Here is a 21,751-nt window from a genome sequence, read left to right on the forward strand (position 1 = left end):
TCGAAAATGTTCCTCTGAATTGGTCAATTTAGAACCAGTTGATGAGCTCTCTTTGGAAAAAGCCGCCTAGCGCATAAACCGTGCCAGTGCTTTAAATTGTCAAAGAAATTTTTTTAGAAAACCCGAGCATATAAATTAGTCAAAAGCCAACAAGGTATAGCAGTGGATCAGTGGGTGCCATTTTTGCCACGTATGTTATCAGATGATCAGTTCATCTAACGATCAAAGTTCAGTTTCGCCCTACTTCCCACTGACTGTTGGCGAAACATATTATTGAAATCAGTCGAATGCCCTTTCCTCATCGTGATCCATTTGACCGCATGATTATTGCTAAAACAAGGTGGATGCTCCTCCTACTTTAACAGACGATCCCTATTTTGCTTCCTACGATATAGATCTTCTGTGGCAACCCAAATCACCGAAAGATAATTATTTCCATTCACTGTCGCATTGCTTTTTCTACCGGATTTGTCAAAGAGAAGAAAGTTGCGATTTGATTAAACGGTAGGAGGGAACCCAGCATGTCTAATTTTGCGTTTTTAGCCAAAGAATGGTCAGAACTGTTAGAAACAGCCCAGGAAGCGGAGAAGAACGTCTATTTGGCTCCAAGAACATGTTGTTTTTATTCACGGTTCACGTTGGAGAGGGCGGTCAAATGGCTCTACAAGCATGATCCCGACCTTCATCAACCTTATGATGATAACCTGTCTGCGCTCATCCATGAGCAAACCTTTAAAGACAACCTCAGACCTGACCTTTTCCCAAAAATCAAAACCATCCACAAGATTGGAAACCTTGCGGTTCATAGCTCACGACCTATTGGGCATAACGAGTCCGTCCATGTGTTAAGGGAGTTGCATCATTTCCTCTATTGGCTGTATCGTGACTATACAGGTGAGACCTCTCCAACCAATGTTATCTTTGATCAAGCGCTCCTGCCCCAAGCACAACCTGCTTCTGATCTCACCTTAAAACAACTCAAGGAACTGGACGAAAAGCGAAAGCAGCAAGAAGCGGAGATTGAGGCAAAAAAAGTGGAATTGTTGCTACAGGAAGCTCACAGAAAGGCGGAACTCCAGGAAAAAGAAGCTCTATTACAAAAAACAGAGGAAGAGAAAAAGTCTCTCCTGAAAAAATTGCTAGAATATGAGGAAAAGGAACGAAAACAACAAGTTGAGGAAAACAAGGCTCGTAATCAAACCCTTCCTGATCCACATGATTATAATGAAGCGGAAACCCGTAAGTATATTATTGATCTTTTGTTACAAGAGGCGGGTTGGAATCCAGGCCAGAAAGAGGTGCAGGAATACGAAGTCGAAGGGATGCCTTATGGAACCGGAAAAGGTTATGTCGATTATGTATTGTGGGGCGATAATGGACTGCCTTTAGCCGTTGTGGAAGCCAAAAAAACCACCAAAGACGCAACCGCCGGGAAACACCAGGCTAAACTCTATGCGGACTGTCTTGAAAAAATGAAGGGACAACGTCCTGTTATCTTTTATACAAATGGCTATGAAACCTACTTGTGGGACGACTTGAATTACCCTCCTCGTCTGGTGCAAGGGTTTTATAAAAAGGATGAATTAGGACGCTTGATCGAAGCCCGTCAAAATCGAAAAAGTCTATCCAAGGCTCCCATCAATAAAAATATATCCGGTCGTTATTACCAGGAAGCAGCTATCCGCTACATTACGGAGAGTTTTGAACATAAAAACCGGAAAGCCTTGCTGGTGATGGCAACAGGCACAGGCAAAACACGCACCGTCATTTCACTCATTGAGTTGTTACAAAAACAGGGATGGGTCAAAAACGTGCTCTTTTTAGCGGATCGCAACGCACTCCTCCATCAAGCCAAACAAGCTTTTGCGGAACACCTGCCTCATTCAACGGCAACCATCATTTCCTCTTCGGATACCCAGATCCCCAATCGGATTTGCCTATCGACCTATCAGACGATGATCCACCGAATTGATGAAGCCAAAATGGAAGGGAGCAAATTGTTCAGCCCCGGTCATTTTGAGCTTCTGGTGATTGACGAAGCTCATCGTTCTATTTATCGAAAATATAAAGCCATCTTTGATTATTTTGATTCCTTATTGGTGGGACTGACCGCAACCCCTAAAGACGAAGTGGACAGGAACACGTACTCGCTATTTGACCTGGAATCTGGAGTTCCGACTTATGCTTATGAGTCTGAACAAGCCTGGCAAGATGGCTTTCTGGTTCCCCCCAAAGCCTTCAGTGTTCCCTTGAAGTTTCATCGGGAGGGCATCAAATATGCTGAACTTTCGGAGGAAGAAAAAGAAGACTATGAAATGACCTTTGAGAATGAGGAAACGGGAGAACTCCCCGAATCCATTGATTCCTCCGCCCTGAATCAATGGTTGTTTAATGAAGATACCGTGGATAAGGTACTCAAACACCTGATGGAAAACGGTATCAAAGTGGAAGGCGGAGATCGCTTGGGAAAGACTGTGATTTTTGCAAAAAACCATAAACATGCGGAATTTATTCAGAAACGGTTTGACGCAAACTATCCTCACTTGATGGGACATTTCACCGCCGTAATTGACAACTACAACAGTTACGCTCAATCCTTGATTGATTCCTTCAAGGTTGAAAAAAGTCCAACGATTGCTGTCAGCGTGGACATGATGGATACGGGGATTGATGTGCCTGAAATTGTCAACCTGGTGTTTTTCAAGATGGTACGATCCAAAAGCAAGTTTACGCAGATGATTGGGCGAGGGACTCGTCTGTGTCATGATTTGTTTGGGTTGGGTGTCGATAAAACCCATTTTCTGATCTTTGATTATTGTGAGAACTTTGAATTCTTTCAACAAACCCCTGAAGGCGTCAAACCGTCCAAACAAGTCAGTTTATCCGATTCCATTTTTATCAAACGTTTAAAAATTGCCCACAAACTCAGCCAAGCGGAAGATCCTCAACAAAAGGAATTGCGAACCCAAATCCTGAATATTCTGCACCATGAAATCGCCCACATGAACAAACAAAACTGCATTGTGCGGCCAAAACTCAAGTTTGTGGAAAAATACGATAAACGGGAGACCTGGAATGAACTTACGGCTGAAGGAATTGCGGAAATTGAAGAGCATTTGATGGGGCTACCTTCTGAAATTCCAAATGAGGATTACTTCGCCAAACGATTTGATTCGCTGATTCTATCGTTGCAAATGAGCTTGCTCACAGGAGCAGGCAACTACTCTAAAAATCAAAGCAAGGTGGTGGAGATTGCGTCTCAACTGGAGGAAAAACGAAGCATTCCGATGGTCAATGTGCAGATGGAACTGATCCTTGAACTTCAAACGGACGACTTCTGGCAGGACATGACCCTTCCCATTTTGGAAGATGTTCGAACACGAATACGAAATCTGGCTCATTTCATCGACAAACAACATCAGAATCTTGTCTACACTGATTTTGAAGACACGATAGGGGACGTCAAAGAGATTGACACCGTTTATATAACAGCCAGTGAGCTTAAACAATATCGACTGAAAGTAGAATCATTCATACGAAAACAGGAGAATCATTTGGTGATTCAAAAGCTAAAGCGAAATCTCCCAATAACCTCCGTTGATCTTCAAATGCTCGAAACGCTCTTATTTTCGTCGGAAGTCGTCGGCAATAAAGAAACTTTTGACAAGGCTTTTGAATTGAACACTCCGTTAAGTGTGTTTATCCGCAGACTGATCGGTTTGGATCGGGAAGCGGCAAAACAGGAGTTTGCACGCTATTTGGATGAGCACTTTTTCAATGCCAGACAGATTGAGTTTATCAACAAGATCATCAATTATCTCACACAAAACGGAGTGATGGAAATTGACCTACTCTATCAATCTCCTTTCACCGACATGCATCATGAAAGTGTGGATGGTCTGTTTCCTGAAAAAGATGCCGACACCATCGTTAATATCATCAAACACATCAATGATAATGCTCGACTAGTGGCTTGAGTCAAAAGAGTCATTCAAACAAATAACTTGATTGGGAATGCAGCATCTCCAGTTTCACAACGTCAATTTGGTAAGCAGAACGGGGATAATTGGGGGATTTCTCGGTAAATCTTTGAATATCCCTCAGGAAGCACAGCAGAAATATGCTGATAAAAAAGCAACAGGATATTCATGAGACGAAGGACGAGTATGAGAAACTTTGATAATACCCACAAAATCTTGTCACAAATTAGTAACAGATTAGTAACATACTTCCGTATCCATACGTACTGGAACGGACGTAAAGCGGTTTGGAACCTGACACCCTGTCTGGGTTAATAATGGGTATAACTCACAGAAAACACTGAGATTCCTAGTGTTTTTCAACTTTAATGAATTGCTGTTTCGTCTCTTTGCCAAGGTTGAGGTCGCGGGTTCGAACCCCGTTTCTCGCTCCAAAAAATCAATGACTTACAAGATTTTTCCCTCCAAAATCAAAATCCGTTCCACTTTGAGAACCATTCAAACGATATTTGAACCATAAGAGAGAAATTCAGATCCATCAAAATTTTTTGGCAAAAATTTGTTTTTACTCGATATTTTCTCGCATCACCGGAACAATTCGACCGACTTGCTTTCTTTTTTTAACAATCCCTTCCAATACCCGTTCATCATGCAATGGATCATAATGAAGCCGATTCACCCGTTCGGAGTTGCCGATCAAGGTTCCCGATTCTTCATGCGAAAATCCATGTTCCCGTAATTTGGTGTTATGATAACGTCTCAAATCATGAAGCGTGATGTGTTGCGTACCTGATTCTTCCCGCAAATTCGTCCAGGCAGTTTTCACGCTGACAATACGAGAATATTCTTTCAGACGAAACTCGCACTGTTCACTATCCCGATTCAAGGGGCATTTACAGCACTTGACAACATGAGAGTCATTCGTGTTTTTTAACAGACATTTGTCGGATATACGAATGCGTAATTTGGGAAAAATGAAAGAAGAAACATGCGGTTGGAAGAAGAATGGGTGATTGACGAATGGTCTCCGATCCATTTGAGAAAAATCCTGGAAAGTTGGTATTTCAAGGACGGCGTTACGGAAGTTTCCGCCTTAAAAGTGTGGCAGGATAGTTGCCATTACCTGTATTTGCCAAGACTGATCAACGATCAGGAATAACGTGCCCCACGGGACGTAGGGCACGAGCAAACTTTTACAACTTATTCTTTTGCCGTTCCAATGCGGTCACGCGCACCTTTCAAGTGAGTAAAAACAGCGTTTACCGTTGGCAGGAAAACCTGAGCAAACTCTAGGATGTTTTGTTTCGGTACTCCCTTTGTCACAGTATTTTACAGCAAATAATCGAAGGGGATGAACTGTATACTAACAACGGCAGCAGAATCTCATTCCCGTGAAGGACTAAAACACAGTGTGACAGACGTTCTCAAAAGGGAACGCATCAATAATCATAAATCACATTCACATACCCTGTGTCTTCGCTGGTTTCAGCACCATCGTTGATATAGGCGATGGCTTTGACTGTGATTTTATACACCCCTTTTTCCGATAAACTGTAATAACAGCCAGTGGTGTTGGCGCACATTTGGTGGCCTTCAATCCGGATGATCACCTTGTCCGCACCAGTAGTGCCAGAAGCGTCTACCAGAAATTCCTGATTCACCGCCACTTTGGATGGTTCAATTTTCAATTTGGCATTCAACGCTGTTCGCTTGGGCGCATTGATACAAGTCAGATCAAGATCACCGCAGGTGTCACTTTCTGAACAGGCATTGATGGTTGCAATAAAAAAAATTCCAAACACTATGATCCATTTAGTTTTAGTCCCCGAAACTTTCATAATCTTCCTCCAATCAAAAAAATGATTCTTCCAAACTACTTGGATACATCCCCGGATAATTACGTTCTAACAATTTTTTTAATCTCTTGGAAATTTTAGCTCTGTTTGCTAAAGACGCTCTCAAAGCCCTCAACAATATTTTTTACTGCAAGGTCTTATGTCTGCTTCAGAAAAACATATTCTGGTTGTTGATGATGCAATCTCCATGAGAAAATTTATCATTAAAACCTTGATGCAGCAAGGGTACCGTGAATTCACGGAAGCCGAAGATGGGGTGCAGGCTCTTGATATTCTGACACAATCCGTTGGCGGTAAAAAAATTGATCTGGTTATTCTTGACTGGAGCATGCCAAGAATGAACGGGTTTGAATTGCTTGAGAAAATGAAAAACAATTCTCTTCTGCAAACCATTCCGGTTTTGATGGTCACCGCTGAATCGCTGTATGATCATGTCATTCAGGCACTCAGGGTCGGAGCGAAAAACTACATCATCAAACCGTTCACACCTGATCTGTTAATCGAAAAAGTCGAAAAAATACTCCGTTAATTCAATACTTCAAAACCGACCATCGTGATGTCATCATTGAAATAAATATCAGTCGCCTTGTCATCCACAATTGCCTGCATTGGTGAATAACCTGAATAATCATGGGCAAACTTAACAATCTTTTTTACAAGTTCTTCACAAGGCAATTGGCAGTTCTTTTTCAAAAAGTCAAAAAAACGCTCCTTCCCCATCTGATTTCCATTGCTGTCAGCTAATTCGATGATTCCATCCGTATAAAGCAGGACCTTGTCGCCTTGTTCAAGAGTGATGCTGTTTTCCACATAGGTGATCATGCTGTTGGGAAACAGTCCAACCATGGTTCCGCGTGTGGTGATGGGGAGCACTTCTTTCGTATGTTTTCGAATCACTACCGCTGGTGGATGACCAGCATTACAATAGGTCAGAATGCGGGTTCTTGTGTCATAAATTACATAGAACATGGTGGCAAATTTTCCCGATTCCAGTTTGTTTTCCAGGTAGCCATTGGTCATGGTTATCACGAGTGAGGGGGATAACCCGGATTTGATACTTTCATGAAAAATCGCTGAAACCATGAACGCGATCAAGGCGGCCGAAACACCATGACCTGTTACATCGGCGACCACCATCCCATAAACATCTTTTTCAAGTTCCATGATATTATAAAAATCTCCACCAATCTGGAGCATCGGGATGTATTTGGAAAAAAATTTGATGTCAGGATGGACAGGCAATGTGCCTGGCAGCAATATCCTCTGGGTATCTCTTGCCTGTTCCAGTTCTTCCACCATCTGTAATTGCTGGGATTTCAAGCTTTGAAAGGCTTCCTGAAAGGTTTGTTCCACAAACTGTCTTAATTCCATTTCCTTGAGCAACTCCTCATTCAGTTGCCTGGTGGTTGAAAGTGCCTCCTGAACTTCTTTGACCATCTGCAGATTTTTAATCACGGTCACGGTCATACGAGCCAACGTTTGGGCAAAATCCCAGTCTTCATCATGGAATTTAACCTTTCCAGGCATGCCTGAGAGATTCAGGACACCTACGACGGTTTGATGATCCATGAGGGGAACACAAATCAGTGTTTTGGGGAAATCATTCCCGTGCAGAATATATTCAGGATATTCCAGCGTGTTGGGCACAAAGATGATTTGTTTAGTCACAGCCGATTTGCCAATGACGCCTTCCCCCATCTTGAAACTTCGGGCATAAAACTGCTTTTGCGCATCATCCACGGAGTGTGCTTCATCGAACAGAAGCACACTGTCATCTTCTTTCTCTGAATAAAAGGTCACAAATTTTAAACAATCCTGCGAGAGGAGATACGCCGATCCCCAGTCGATATTGGTGCGTATCTGCAATATCCTCATGACATGTTTCAGAGCCTCTTCCTCATTCAAAATACCACTTAGAACTTCACCCGCGACATTGATTGTGGTCAGATCATCAATTTTGTGCCGTAACCCATTCTGAATGGCCTTCAAATGTTCAACAATCTCATTCATTTCGGAGGTCTGTGGACGCTGAATGGCTACCTGGATATTTCCAGCGGCGATCTGATCCATGTCATGGAGAATCCCTTGCAGGGCATTGTTGAGAACCGTTGACAGTTTCATCACGCCAAGCAGCAGGATTGTCCCTGTCAAAAGCAACAGACCTCCCATTTTCAACCAGATCATTGGTTCGTATTTCAACTGAGCAGGGACAACCCCGATCACGATCCCGATCACGCCCAGAATGGTGATAACGTAGAGGACAAATGCCCCGGCAATCAATAGGCTCTTCACGCTTTTATTCATGTGCTCCTTCAAGAAAATATTTGGCTATCAGGATTGATCTAACAAAAATCGTGCAAAGAGAAAATGCTTTGCCGCAAATATCATAAAAAAACTTGCATTTAAGTGGCTGGAACATACAAAACAGCATCCATAAAAATTGAACCATCAATGCTATTGCCGCAAGAATGACAAAATGACGTTAATACAAAAATGGATTTACGCTTTGAAACCAGCCAGTTGGCCCAAACTGCTGGTACCATGTCTGCTCGGTCAATCAATTGGCATCATGCATCTGGGACAACTCCATATTGCCCCCATGCTCCTCGGCCTGATTTATACAGTGTTCCTTACTGCTTTTATTGTGTTTATGAATGACTGGGCCGATCAGGATACCGATGCCATCAAGCGTTCACTGTTTCCAGACGGTTGCTCTCCCAAAACAATTCCAGACAAAATTCTTCCAGCATCCTCAGTGCTCAAGGCGGGAATCGCTATGGGGGTTCTGGCGGGAATTGTTTCCATCCTCGGAGGATTTCTGCTGGATAAACCGGAAACAGGCTGGTGGGGAATCCTGGGGATTTTAATTTTTTATTCCTATTCCTTCGGTCCGTTGAAACTAAATTATCGGGGAGGAGGCGAACTTCTTGAAATGCTGGGAACCGGTTTTGTGTTGCCGGCATTCAATACGTTTTTGTTATGTGGAGAAGCGTTTCCCCGTGAAAGTTTTTATATTCTGCCCGTTTTTGGATTGCTGTGTATGGGAAGCGCGATTGCCAGTGGTTTCAGTGATGAAGAAAGTGACAGAATGGGTGGAAAACGGACCATTGTGACTATGTGGGGTAACAGGTTGGCCAAAATCGTCATCCGACGGCTCGTCCAGCTCGCGATGGTTTGCGGTTTGTTGTTGGCGATGTGTCCCCAAGCTCCGGTTTCAGGGGTCCTGGAATTGATTTTTGTGCTGATCATGTTGCATTATGCCACAAAAATGCGGATGTGTGAGTTTGCCGTTGTCACCAATGCGTTTGCTGTTCAGGGACTCTATAAGACGCATCTGCACAAGCTGATCTGGTACAGCCATATATTTTTATCGCTCGTTTTTATGATGCACCCCAAGGCGTAAGGGGGGGCCGGTCGCTCGTGCAGCGTTAATCACCACATGATGGCCATGAAAATGTTAGACAATATCATTCAGTCTTTTCAAATTATTGAAACGTTTCTCAATTCCAGAATTCAGAATCCGCGGTCCCTGTCTCCTGAGCATGAACATGTCATGTCGTTCACTCAATTGGGACAACAGATGATTCATTTGTTTGGAAACTCCAGAGACTGTCTTGATTTGTTGAGCGAGGTGGGTCGTTCATTTTTGCATATTGTCGAAGCTCAATACACTCATTTTCCAGAAAATATTTTCTGGGACTTTGATTATTTTCTGGTGTGCCTGATTCGGGATGCGCTTGCTGAAAAAGAAAATAGCCTGCGTTATGTCAGGGAAATTGAAAAAAAAATGATCATGCTTCAGGAACTCTTTGGCATCCAGTCCCCCCTGAAATTTCGCTATGTACATGATTTCATGTATGGCTATGACTGGATCAAGTGGGTTCAGAAAGATGCTGAAAACAGGAAGGACCGAGGACCTTTTTCCTCAGAATTTCTGGATTATTTGATCATGCGAGGCCTGGAACTGCATCAAAACATTCATCAGAAAACGGATATGGATTACCAACCCCTGTCCCATGAAAGCGAATTCAGAAATGTGTTTTCTTTTTCCAGAGAACCTGATGTGGAAATCCGGTTGTTTTCACATCTTGCCAGACAGCATTTAATTCCTGTGGAAACCTGGAATGCGGAGGCCCGTCCCGATTGGAACAAGCCGTATTACGATCTCAGGGAGAAAAAAGCTGTGGAACTGGAATCAACTTAAAACGTAAGCGTTCAGCCGTCAGCTATCAGTTTTCAGAAATTCTCAAAGACTGGAAGCTTAACGATATCTGGTAATTCCAGTTGAAAGCCAACAATGGTGACATCATCCTTCCAGTCACCGTGTGGCAGAAAATTGTCTAAAGCGGCTTCCACAACCGACAGCAGTTCATTTATAGCCAAATGACTGTGAGCTCTCAACACGGAGAACAGTCGATCCATTCCGAACAAGCCTTCATTGGAATGACATTCTGTCACCCCATCGGTATAAATCAAAAATTTATCGCCGTTTCGGAGCTGATACACCTGTTCAGTGTAGGCTTCCACTTCTTCCTCCAGCACCCCTAACGGCATACTGATTTTCTGTGCGGGTAAAAACGGAGTTCCTGTATCCGCGGGAATGATGATCAATTCCGGATGCCCCGCATTGCAGAAGGTGAGTTCCCCTTCGGGTGTCATGCATAAATAAATTCCGGTAATAAACGTATGCGGCGGAATGCATGAGGCCAGACAGATGTTCAATTCATGCATGATTTGCGCGGGGCTTTTGAGAGATGAAAGATTGTTCAGGCCCATTTTGGTCATCATGGTGATCAGTGCCGCAGACATGCCGTGTCCCGTGGCATCGCCCAGAAACATTCGCAAATGTCCTTCCCGATTCAAATATCCGTCATAATAATCGCCTGAAACGGTATTGCAGGGAGAAAAAACAACGGCACCCTTGATCCTGCTGGAGTCTGGTGGAAAGCGCATGGTAAAATTTTGTATTTCAGACGCCAGATTCAGGTCCTGTAGCATATTCTGATTCAGATGTTCCAGTTCCAGGGAGGTGTTTTTTAAATTTTCATAGAGTCGTGCGTTGTTGATGGCCGTTTCGAGTTGATGGACATAACGTTCCACTGTCACCAGAATCGTTTCCTGCAGATCAAAGGGGTCTTGGGTGTTGTTGAAAAAGATGACGCCAATGGATTGGTTCTGAACCAGAAGGGGATAGAGCAGACTGGCTTTGATAGGATTGAAACTGTAAATTTTTTGATCGAGTGCAGAAAAATTCCTGGCGGATGTCGCTGTCACCGGTGAAAGACAGAAAGGCTTTTGCTGGAGGAACACATCGCTGATATAACTGACACCCTGCTGAAGTGGCACGGGAACGCGTTTGAGTGTTTTAGCTTTTTCCAGATCCATCAGCCCTTCATAAAACCGATAAAGGCTCAATTCTGTTTTTTCGGGGTTCACCAGGAATATTCCCACCTGATCAAACTGGAAAATTTCCGAAAGCACCTGTTTGACCATGGACATGACCTGATCCAGATCAAGGGTGGCATTTACGGTCTGTGCCACATGATTGAGATGGACCAGTTCACGGGTACGTTCCCGGATTGTTTTTTCCTGATTTTCAAGGGTCTGATGCAGTTGCAGGTTTTTTTCTTTCAGTGACAGGCCCAGTTCTTCCACTCTGACAAACGCCCGCGAAAACCGGATTGAAAGCACCACTGACTGTGAAAACAGAAACAGCAACAATCCCCAGGACGCAATGTATCCGCTATGGACCAGATAATTGTTATACAGAAGATCATTGAGGATGGTGAGACAAAACAGGAAAAATCCCCCCAGAAAAACCAGGGCGCCTTCACGTTTATGAGCTCCGGCAAGAATCAGAACATAAACCAGATACATCAGACTGACCAGCAGCAAAGGCTCCCACACGGTGTTTGCATAGGAATAAATTCGTGGTGGTGTCAGCAAGACCAGCAGGAAAAACGCACCGGAAATCCAGTTGATGGTTCGAAGAAAGACGCGGTTCCACTCTTCAGGATAAAGATGGTACACAAACAGGAAGATTGCCGGCAATGCCAGATACGCACTCAGAAACTCAACCTTGAGAATCCACGACCACCAGTTTTGAGGCATGACTGAATAGAAAAACTGTTCTCCCACCGTCAGGGTTCGTATCGCCAGCGACAAACAGAACAGACCGAAATACAGTGTGGTCCGATCCTTCTTTCTGAGAAAGAATAAACCGAAATGATAACAGGCCATGATCAGAATACTGCCAAACAAAAACCAATCCCAACGAACCATTTGTTTGTCGAGTTCCATGACTTGCGCTTGTTCTCCAAAAAAGATTTGGTGCCAGATTCCCCCCCGGCGATGATGGAAATTGGACACACGCATGGTGAGATGAATGGTGGAACCTGAGCGCGGAATACTCACCAGGTGGGGAACATAGGCCGGGATCGACTGTTCTGCGGAGGTTCCTACCAAACCATTTTTCGCGACCACGGTGCCATTGACTTCGAGTTGGTAGGCTGTTCCCACGCAACTGATTCGTAACGCAGGTTGACGCAGATTCTCAGGAAGCAGAATGTTGAGATGAAACGTCGCATAACCATCGCCCCCCGGTTTTTCTCCGGCAACCTCATAGCCATTCCAAATACCGGGTACCTGAATAACACCGGTCTTTGTTGACTCAACACCTGATTTCACTTCGTGTTCTGAAAGCAGTTTTTTCCAGTAAAAATCCCACTCGCCATTGAGGGAAAGCACTCCGGTTTTTGAGAAATCCCATGTGCTCAAATCCAGCACACCGTTGACCGCGCCCGGAGCTTCGACGCTCTCAGAACGACAAGCGAGTAACCCGAGGCAGAGCGGAAGGATTATCAAACTCAGAAAGATTTTTTTCATGGGCCGGGCAAAACGATCGAGTGTTGAATAATGATATTGTTAGGAACGGCAAAAAAATAAGTTGTAAAAGTTTGCTCGTGCCCCTACGTCCCGTGGGGCACGTTATCCACCAGGCGAAGCTCGGCTTCGCACCCACAGGAGGTGGGTCATGGAAGACTCAACTGAATCCATAGAGTTTGAAATCAGAAAAGACAATCAGATTCCCCGCAACGACAACATCATGAATGAAAATATTGATTCAACCAGACTTTTCCGGAGCCTTAAGGAAGGGAGGCCTTAGTCATCGTTTAGCCAGTGAGTGGCGAACCGGGAAGGACGATACCGGGAACGGTAGCCCCGGGTTACGTCCCAATGTCATCAACTTAAGCATTCTGAATGGTGCTGTGTTTCAATTCCCCCTTGATTCAAGTGGGTTGGGGGATGTAATTCTGAGCGTTAAATCCCCCATACCCCCTTTGAAAAGGAGGATTCCTCGGCGAAGAACGCCTTAAGTTGACGACATTGGCCTTTACCCGACAGAGTGCGGTACGAGCGCCGAGGGATCTTAATGCACTGAGTGAACATCAGACTAGAATGTTTTGAACATAAGACTTACCATGCTTCAAAATGACACCATTTAGAATTGAAAATTAAATAAGATCCGATCGGGATGACACAAAAAATGAATGACCCGACAGCCACCACCAGTCCTGCGTCACAGGACGAAAAGGATATTATGGGCAAACTCAATTACCTGGTTTTATTTCTGATGGGACTTATCCCCTTATGGCTGACTTCTGTGGCTTCAGCCTTTGGCAACCAGCCTCAACACCTTGTGGTGGGAAGCGAACTGGATTTTCCGCCCTATGCGTTGGTCAACGAAAAGGGGGAGGCCGATGGTTTTTCGGTAGATCTGATGAAAGCTGTGGCAAAGGTCATGAACCTGGAAGTGGAATTCAGGGTAGGCCCCTGGAATGTTATTCGTCAAGAGCTGGAAGATAACAAAATTGATGCTCTGCCCCTGGTTTCTGATACCCTCAAGCCCTACGTATCCTTTGAATTGTCTGCAACACATACCATAGCGTATGATGCTTTTTTTGCGCGCAAGGGTCACCCCGGTTGCACGTCGTTGGCCGATTTGCCCGGTAAGCGGATTCTGGTCAAGCAAGCGAATGTCGCCCATGAAGAATTGATCGCACGTGGTTTTGCCGCCCAGATTCTGGAGACAGCCACAATTGACGAGGCCCTGCAACGACTCTCACAAGGCGAGGGGGATTGTGCCTTGATGCCTCACCTGACAGGGTTGTTGACGCTTAAAAAATTAAAACTCAACAACCTGCAAACCTCCAGTCCACCCCTTTCTGAGTATCATCGTAATTTTTGCTTTGCGGTATCCCGTGGCAACAGCAGATTGCTCGAATTATTCAATCAGGGAATCGCAATCCTTCATGCCACGGGTCAATATGATGAAATTTATGAAAAATGGTTTGGTGCGCTGCTGTCTGAAGGTATTGACTGGAAGCGTTGGCTCGAATACGGGGCCAGTGTCATTTTTATCTTTACGCTATTGCTGACAGGCCTTCTGGTGTGGAACAGGGCCCTTCAACGCCAGGTGGCGGAAGAAATTAAAAAATACCGGTCATCTCAGGAAAACCTGAGGCAAAGTGAGCAACGGATCCATCATTTTTTTGAACAACCCCTGATGGGAATGGCAATCCTCACCCCTGACGCACGATGGTTGGCTGTCAATGACAGACTGTGTGAACTCCTGGGTTATTCGCGGGAGGAACTGCTGACGATGAAATGGTCCGCGCTGACTCATCCCGATGATCTGGTTGATGATCTGGAGCAATACAACCGGATTTTTTCAGGAGAAACAGAGGGCTTTTCCCTGGAAAAACGTTATCTGCGCAAAGACGGGCAGGTGATGTATGCGCTGATCTCGGTACAAGGTTCCAGAAACCCGGAGGGAACGGTCGAGTATTTCTATGCCATGGTTCAGGATATCACCATCCGCAAACAATACCTGAAAGCATTGCTGACCAATAATGAATTGCTGGAACGAGTGTTTGCGACAACCCATTTCTGTGTGGTCTATCTCGATACAAAATTCAACTTCATCCGTGTCAACAAGGCCTATGCTCAAGTCTGTGGATACCCCACAGAGTTTTTCTCCGGAAAAAACCTGTTTCAATTATATCCTGACGCGAAAAATGAAGCCATTTTTCAGGAGGTGATCACCACCGGGAACACTTTCACTATCCAGGCCAGATCATTCAGGTTTTCCGATCATCCTGAACGGGGAGCCACCTTTTGGGACTGGACCTTACATCCGCTTCTGGATGCCAAGGGTGACGTTGAAGCACTCCTGTTTGTGTTGCTGGATGTGACTGAGAGCACCCGCTTGAAAGAAAATCTGCTGGAAACCCGTGAACTGTTGAATGAAGTTCAAAAAATTTCAAAACTTGGTGGCTGGAAATATGACGTCAATACGCGTCGTCTGCTATGGACCGATGAGGTGTATGCCATTTATGGTGTCTCCCATGATTATGATCCCAACAATATTGCCAGGGATATCGGTTTTTTCCATCATGAAGATATGTTGACGATTGGACAGGCTTTTGAAAACGCTGTTCATGAAGGAATACCCTATGACCTGGAACTCCGCTTCATTCGGATGAATGGAGAGCACATCTGGGTGCGAACCATGGGCACCCCCATCCTGGAAAATAACCGTGTAGTCCGGGTGCTCGGCAATATCATGGATATTACAGATCGCAAAGAGACAGAATTACACCTGCTACGACAGGAAACAGAACTGAAAGAAGCACAACGCATTGCCCATGTAGGGAACTGGACTCTGGACACAAAAACCAATCATGTCTTCTGGTCGGAAGAATTGTATCACATGTTCGGTCTGGATCCGGCAGAGCCACCTCCTGATTACAACTATCACTCCCGGTTGTTTACCCCTGAAAGTTGGGAATGCCTGAACACACATTTGTCATTTACCCGGGAACGCGGGATTCCCTATGAGCTTGAACTTGAGATGGTCAGGAAGGATGGGTCCAAAGGCTGGATGCTTGCACGAGGGGAAGCCATCAACAACGAAAAAAGGGAAGTCATAGGCCTTCGTGGAATGGCACAGGACATCACTGAAAGAAAACGTATCGAGGCAAAACTGAAGGAAAGTGAAACACGATTCCGAACCATCGCTGAGTGGGCCAATGTGGGCTTTTCCCTGATCGTTGACCGACAACAGCGGTGGGTCAATCAAAAATGTGCGGAAATATTCCAGTATCCCAAAGAAGACTTGGAGAATCAGACCACGCGTAAACTGTATCCCTCTCAGGAAGCCTATGAACAGTTAGGAAAAGAGGCTTATCCAATCCTCGCTGGTGGTCAGGTCTATGAAACGGATCAACAGTTGCTCCGACGGGATGGAACAACCATCTGGGTACACTATAATGGCAAAGCGATTGACCCTGACGATATTTCGCAAGGCACGATCTGGGCGTTGGAAGACATCACGGAACGCAAACGCAATGAGGAGGCCCTGAAACAGGCTAAGCAAGTCGCCGAACAGGCCTTGCGTTCCAAAGCGGAGTTTCTGGCAAACATGAGTCATGAAATCCGCACGCCATTGAATGGTGTGATCGGCATGACCAGTTTGCTCATGACCACACCATTGGATGAGACACAACAGGACTATGCCAGAACAATTCAGTTGAGCAGTGATCATCTGCTGACCCTCATCAATAACATTCTGGATTTTTCCAAAATTGAATCCGGCAAAATGGCCCTGGAAAGCGAACCGTTTGAAATTCATGAACTGATTGAACAGACCATGAGGCTGATGGAAGGGAAAGCCCTTGAGAAAAATATTGAGTTGCGGAGCCATATTTCACAGGATGTTCCGCTGGTATTGAGAGGGGATGTCACACGAATCCGGCAGATCCTGATTAATCTTCTGGGCAATGCGTTGAAATTTACGCAAACAGGGAGCGTTGTTGTGTTTGTAGGCCTGAAGCGGTTATCGCTGCTGAAGGAACCCGGACTTGCCGGGGTTGAACTCCTGTTTAGTGTTCGCGACACCGGGATTGGAATTCCGGCTGATAAAATAGATAGATTGTTTCAGGAATTTTCACAAATTGACGCGTCCACAACTCGCAAATATGGTGGCTCTGGTCTGGGCCTCACCATTTCTAAAAGGCTGGTGGAACTGATGCAGGGGAAAATCACTGTGGAGAGTATTCCGGGCCATGGCTCGACATTTTCTTTTACGCTCTCCCTGATGGCATTGATCGATCAGTCACCCCTCAAAACGAACGAAGCCGGGTCTCCTCTGAACCAAAGTGTCATTGATTCCGAAATGGCTCAAAAACGTTCTTTACGGATTTTGCTGGCAGAAGATAATCCGGTGAACCAGAAAATGACCTTGCTGATGCTGGAAAAATTGGGCTATTCGTCGGATGTCGCGCTCAATGGCCTGGAAGTTCTGGAGTTGCTGAAGCAGAAAACCTATGATGTGATTTTCATGGATATTCAGATGCCGGACATGGATGGTCTGGAAGCAACCCGTCAGATTGTTGCGCAGTATTCCCCTCCAAACAGACCCTGGATTATTGCCATGACCGCCAATGCCCTGCCCGGAGACAGGGAAGTCTATTTGCAAGCCGGAATGGATGATTACCTCAGCAAGCCCATGACCCTTCAAAGCCTGATGAAAGCCTTGAATCAATATTCTGATCACAGAACTATTGAGCCGGAAGCTCCAACCGGGAAAGACAGTCCGGTTTCATCCGACACAGGCAACATTGAACCAGAAGAGTTGCTGGATTTTAACCTGTTGAATGAGCTACAAAGTGCAGTCGGACTCCACGTGTTTCAGCAAATGCGAACGTTGTTTGAACAGCAAATGACCGAGGCTCTCCCTGAATTTCAGCATTTCATCAACATCCAGGAACGTGCGCCACTCCGACGGATAGCTCACAAACTCAAGGGTTCGGCAATCTGTATTGGAGTCATTCAACTGAAAAATCTGCTGAATCAATTGCAATACCTTTCTGATTCTATAGATCCAGACCCTCTGCCTGAACTGTTGCGGCAACTTCAGCAAAGTTATGACCATACCATGCAGTTGTTGAAGGACTGGGAAAAAACGCTTTAGGAACGTTCAAAAAATAACTGTGATTTAAAACCATTTCCGCTAATTTTTAATAAAAAGCCCTTATGCCAGCCTCCTTACTCGTCAGTGCGCAATCCATTTCAAAATCTTTTGGTGTCCATTCATTGTTCTCCGACATTTCCCTCAGTTTTTTTGAGGAAGAACGCCTTGGTTTGATAGGTCCGAATGGCGCGGGAAAATCTACTTTGCTTAAAATCATGGCTGGTCTGGAAACTCCGGATTCAGGGTCGGTTTCATTGAAACGGGGAACACATCTGGTTTATCTGGCCCAGAAAGATCAGCTTGATGCTGAAAAAACCGTCGAACAAACGTTGCTGGATTCCATGCCGGCTGAACTTGGCGATGCCGAGCATTTCAGCCGTATCCGTGAAGTGACCCGGTTGATGGCGTTTGAGAAACTGGACCAAAAAGTGGGAACTCTGTCTGGAGGGTGGCGCAAGCGCCTTTCGATTGTCCAGGCCCTGATTCAAAAGCCGGATATTCTACTGATGGATGAACCCACCAACCATCTGGATCTACAGGGGATTCTGCAACTGGAAAGCCTGTTGAAGCAGGCACCTTTCGCCTTTGTGCTGGTCAGTCATGACCGTTATTTCCTGGAAAACACCACCAACCGTACCGTGGAACTCAATCGACAATTCCCTGGAGGATTTCTCAAAATTGATGGAAATTACAGCGAGTTTTTGCAAAATAAAGAGGACTTCCTCGCCGGACAACTGCAACAGGAATCGGTGCTGGCCAACAAGGTTCGACGTGAAATTGAATGGCTCCGCAGAGGCCCCAAAGCACGATCCACCAAAGCCCAATACCGGATTGACAGCGCGTATCAGTTACAAAATGAACTGGGCGAGGTCAAGGCCCGCAATGCCCAGAATAAATCCGCGCAGATTGATTTTGAAGCGACTCACCGCAAAACCAGACTATTGGTGGAAGCCACTGATCTTAAAATCGCACGGAGTGAAACAACATTGTGCGAACATCTGAATCTGCAACTCTCTCCAGGTAAATGTCTTGGAATTCTGGGACAGAATGGTAGCGGGAAAAGTTCACTGATTCATGCTCTGACCGGAGATTTAAAACCTGAACATGGAACCATCACCCGAGCCGAGGGCATCAGGATGGTGATTTTTGATCAGAAACGGGAACAACTCAATTATAACCAGACCCTGCGGCAAGCCCTTTCTCCAGCCGGAGACAGTGTCGTATTTCGGGATCGGTCCATCCATGTCGCATCCTGGGCAAAGCGTTTCCTGTTTTCCAGTGACCAGTTGGGCATGCCGGTAGCGGATCTTTCAGGAGGTGAGCAGGCACGGATCCTGATCGCCAATCTGATGCTGAAACCCGCTGATGTGCTGTTGCTGGACGAACCCACCAATGATCTGGATATTCCAACGCTGGAAGTTCTCGAAGAAAGTCTTGGCGAATTTCCCGGGGCCCTCGTGCTGATCACCCATGACAGGTTTCTCATCGACCGCCTCAGCGATCAACTGCTCTATCTGGATGGAAACGGACATGCGGAATATTTTGCGGATTATGACCAGTGGCTCCAGTCCTGGAACCGGCAACAGTCGCTTCAGAAAAACGCGGGGAAAGATCCACAAAAGAAACAGACCAAAAAACTGACGTTTGAAGAACAGAAGGAATTGGGAAGGATTGATAAAAAAATTGAAAAAGCCGAAGAAGCCGTGGCCGTGCTCCAACAGAAAATGCACGAATCTGAAATCACCAGCAATGTCCAGAAACTTTCCGAACTCTACGCCCAGCTTCAGGAGGCGGAAGACAAGGTTGCCCAACTTTATCAACGATGGGAAGAACTGGAAGCACTCAGCCAATGAACATCTGGCTATGAAGTACACGAAGAACACAAAGTAAAAAAGGGAATATGCACCAGTAAACTTGAAAATCATGGTTTTACTGAGGACTTCATTTATATAAAAACCTTTTTATTCGTGTTCTTAGCGTTCTTAGCGGCTCATTTTCAAAAGCCGTGAAGTTCCCTTTCACTCTGCTCAGGAGGCCTCATGCTCAAACCCGGAGTCCGCAACATCGCTTACGGTGCGTCTGACTTTGAACGCATCCGTACAGAAAACCGCTATTATGTGGATAAAACCCGTTTCATTCCGATGCTGGAAGAAAATTACTACCAGTTTTTGATCCGCCCGCGGCGGTTCGGGAAGTCGCTGTGGGTGTCCATTCTGGAGACGTATTACGACATCACCAAAAAAGACCGGTTCGAGAATTTTTTCAAGGGACTCTGGATCGGGGATCATCCCACGGAGGAACGGAATTCCTATCTGGTGCTGGCGCTCAATTTTTCAGGTGTGAGTTCGGATATCCGGGAAGTTCGTACCAGTTTTGAAGCGTATTGCCACATCAGGATTAGGGGCTTTTTGTATCGGTACCGTCAGTTTTTTACAGAACAGGAAATCCAGAAATGGAACAATCCCGCTTTGCCGGTGGCGACCTTGCTGTCCGACCTGTTTGAGACCTGCCTGCAACGTGAGTTGCCGTTGTATCTCCTCATTGATGAGTATGACAATTTCGCCAACACCATTCTTTCGACCGCGGGAACCGAAGCCTATCATGACCTGACGCACGGCGAGGGTTTTTTCCGGAATTTCTTCACGGTGCTCAAGGAAGGCACGAGTCACAGTGGTTCGGGGCTGAAGCGGCTGTTCATCACCGGGGTCTCGCCCGTGACAATGGATGATGTGACCAGCGGTTTCAACATCGGCAGTAACCTCAGTCTGTCGCCGTCCCTCAACGCAATGGTGGGATTCACCCGTGAAGAAGTTCTGGAGATGCTGGACTATTACCAGCGCGAAGGCGCATTTGTTCAGGACAGGGACGAAACCATGGACATTTTTGATGAATGGTATGACGGCTACCAGTTCGCGCCGGGACAGCGTGACAGTCTGTATAACACGGACATGGTCGTGTATTATATGCGGGATTGTATCCAGACCGGTCAACCGCCGTATGAACTGCTGGATCAGAACATCCGTATCGACTATGGCAAACTGCGGCATCTACTGCTGGTGAGCCGTCAGCTCAACGGCAATTTCGATCTGCTCAAAAATATCATGGATACCGGACAGGCGCTGAGTCCGATCCACACGAGTTTTCCGTTGGAGCACCTGACGATCCCTGACAACTTCATGTCCCTGCTGTATTTTTTCGGCCTGCTGACCATTGAGGCCGAGGAGATGGGAGATTTCCACCTGAAAATTCCCAACCGGACCATCGGGCTACTGATGTATGAATATCTGCGGGAAGCGTGGCGGGATGTGGGAACGTTTCGGGTGGAACTGTGGAAACTGCGGAGCCTGGTTCGGGACATGGCCTGGAAAGGCGACTGGGAACCGTTCTTTGATTTTCTGGCCGGGGCGGTGGCGGCGCAAACCAGTATTCGGGACTACATGAAAGGCGAAAAAGTGATTCAGGGTTTTTTGCTGGCCTATCTGCATCTGAATGATTTTCTGCTGAGTCACAGCGAACGGGAACTGGGCAAAGGCTACGCGGATCTGTTTCTGGAACCGTTTCTGCTCAAATACCCCGAAATGTCGTGGGGCTATCTCATCGAATTGAAATATATCAAACGCGACGAACTCACCGACACCCGGCTTGAGCAGGAAATCACGAAAGCCCAAACCCAGTTGCGGCAATATCTGGCGGATGACCGACTCAAACAATACCCCGCTCATGTGACCTTCACCGGCATCATCCTGGTCTATCACGGCTGGGAACTGGTGTATCGGGGAGCGGTCCAGTCAATGTCATCAACTTAAGCTCCCTCGCCCTGGAAGGGAGAGGGTTGGGGCAATGTCATCAACTTAAGCTCCCTCACCCTGGAAGGGAGAGGG

At 45.9% G+C, this 21,751-nt stretch carries 12 protein-coding genes; 8 read left to right on the forward strand and 4 right to left on the reverse strand.

The genetic code is table 11. The annotated features are described in order from the left end of the window. The first annotated feature begins 521 nt into the window (after positions 1–521). A complete protein-coding gene (locus tag HQM11_18260; GenBank protein ID MBF0352983.1) occupies positions 522–3,977 on the forward strand; it encodes a DEAD/DEAH box helicase family protein in 3,456 nt (1,151 codons plus the stop codon). 568 nt (positions 3,978–4,545) lie between these two features. On the opposite strand, the gene HQM11_18265 is transcribed toward HQM11_18260, so the two are convergent. After that, entirely contained in the window at positions 4,546–4,866 is a 321-nt protein-coding gene (locus HQM11_18265; GenBank protein MBF0352984.1) for a hypothetical protein, read from the reverse strand. Between the two features lie 102 nt (positions 4,867–4,968). Here HQM11_18265 and HQM11_18270 point away from each other — a divergent pair, with 102 nt between their 5' ends. Then, positions 4,969–5,139 (forward strand): hypothetical protein, encoded by a 171-nt coding sequence (locus tag HQM11_18270; GenBank protein MBF0352985.1) that lies wholly within the window; start codon positions 4,969–4,971, stop codon positions 5,137–5,139. Between the two features lie 280 nt (positions 5,140–5,419). On the opposite strand, the gene HQM11_18275 is transcribed toward HQM11_18270, so the two are convergent. Then, entirely contained in the window at positions 5,420–5,818 is a 399-nt protein-coding gene (locus HQM11_18275) for a hypothetical protein (protein MBF0352986.1), read from the reverse strand. Positions 5,819–5,975: 157 nt separating this feature from the next. Here HQM11_18275 and HQM11_18280 point away from each other — a divergent pair, with 157 nt between their 5' ends. Then, the gene (locus HQM11_18280) at positions 5,976–6,365 is read left to right on the forward strand and encodes a response regulator (GenBank protein MBF0352987.1); all 390 of its coding nucleotides are present in this window, start codon (positions 5,976–5,978) and stop codon (positions 6,363–6,365) included. Here the strand turns inward: HQM11_18280 and HQM11_18285 are convergent. After that, positions 6,362–8,140 carry a SpoIIE family protein phosphatase gene (locus HQM11_18285; GenBank protein MBF0352988.1) on the reverse strand — a complete coding sequence of 593 codons (1,779 nt, stop codon included), beginning with the start codon at positions 8,138–8,140 and terminating at the stop codon, positions 6,362–6,364. The genes HQM11_18280 and HQM11_18285 overlap by 4 nt on opposite strands. Before the next feature lie 172 nt (positions 8,141–8,312). Here HQM11_18285 and HQM11_18290 point away from each other — a divergent pair, with 172 nt between their 5' ends. Further along, entirely contained in the window at positions 8,313–9,239 is a 927-nt protein-coding gene (locus HQM11_18290) for a prenyltransferase (GenBank protein MBF0352989.1), read from the forward strand. A gap of 45 nt (positions 9,240–9,284) precedes the next feature. Then, entirely contained in the window at positions 9,285–10,040 is a 756-nt protein-coding gene (locus HQM11_18295; protein MBF0352990.1) for a hypothetical protein, read from the forward strand. A 32-nt stretch (positions 10,041–10,072) separates the two neighbouring features. Here HQM11_18295 and HQM11_18300 read toward each other — a convergent pair whose 3' ends face one another. Further along, on the reverse strand, positions 10,073–12,721 hold the full coding sequence (locus HQM11_18300; protein ID MBF0352991.1) for a SpoIIE family protein phosphatase: 2,649 nt from the start codon (positions 12,719–12,721) through the stop codon (positions 10,073–10,075). Between the two features lie 649 nt (positions 12,722–13,370). Here HQM11_18300 and HQM11_18305 point away from each other — a divergent pair. From HQM11_18305 to HQM11_18315, 3 genes are all read left to right on the forward strand, one after another. Continuing rightward, positions 13,371–17,870, forward strand: a complete 4,500-nt coding sequence (locus tag HQM11_18305) for a PAS domain S-box protein (GenBank protein MBF0352992.1) — start codon at positions 13,371–13,373, stop codon at positions 17,868–17,870. A 62-nt stretch (positions 17,871–17,932) separates the two neighbouring features. Beyond that, complete coding sequence (locus HQM11_18310; GenBank protein MBF0352993.1) at positions 17,933–19,723, forward strand: ABC-F family ATP-binding cassette domain-containing protein; 1,791 nt, start codon at positions 17,933–17,935, stop codon at positions 19,721–19,723. Between the two features lie 186 nt (positions 19,724–19,909). Further along, positions 19,910–21,676: an AAA family ATPase gene (locus HQM11_18315; protein MBF0352994.1), complete on the forward strand. Its 1,767-nt coding sequence runs from the start codon at positions 19,910–19,912 to the stop codon at positions 21,674–21,676. The last annotated feature ends 75 nt before the right edge of the window (positions 21,677–21,751 follow it).

The sequence above is a fragment of the SAR324 cluster bacterium genome (assembly GCA_015232315.1).
Taxonomy (GTDB): domain Bacteria; phylum SAR324; class SAR324; order SAR324; family NAC60-12; genus JADFZZ01.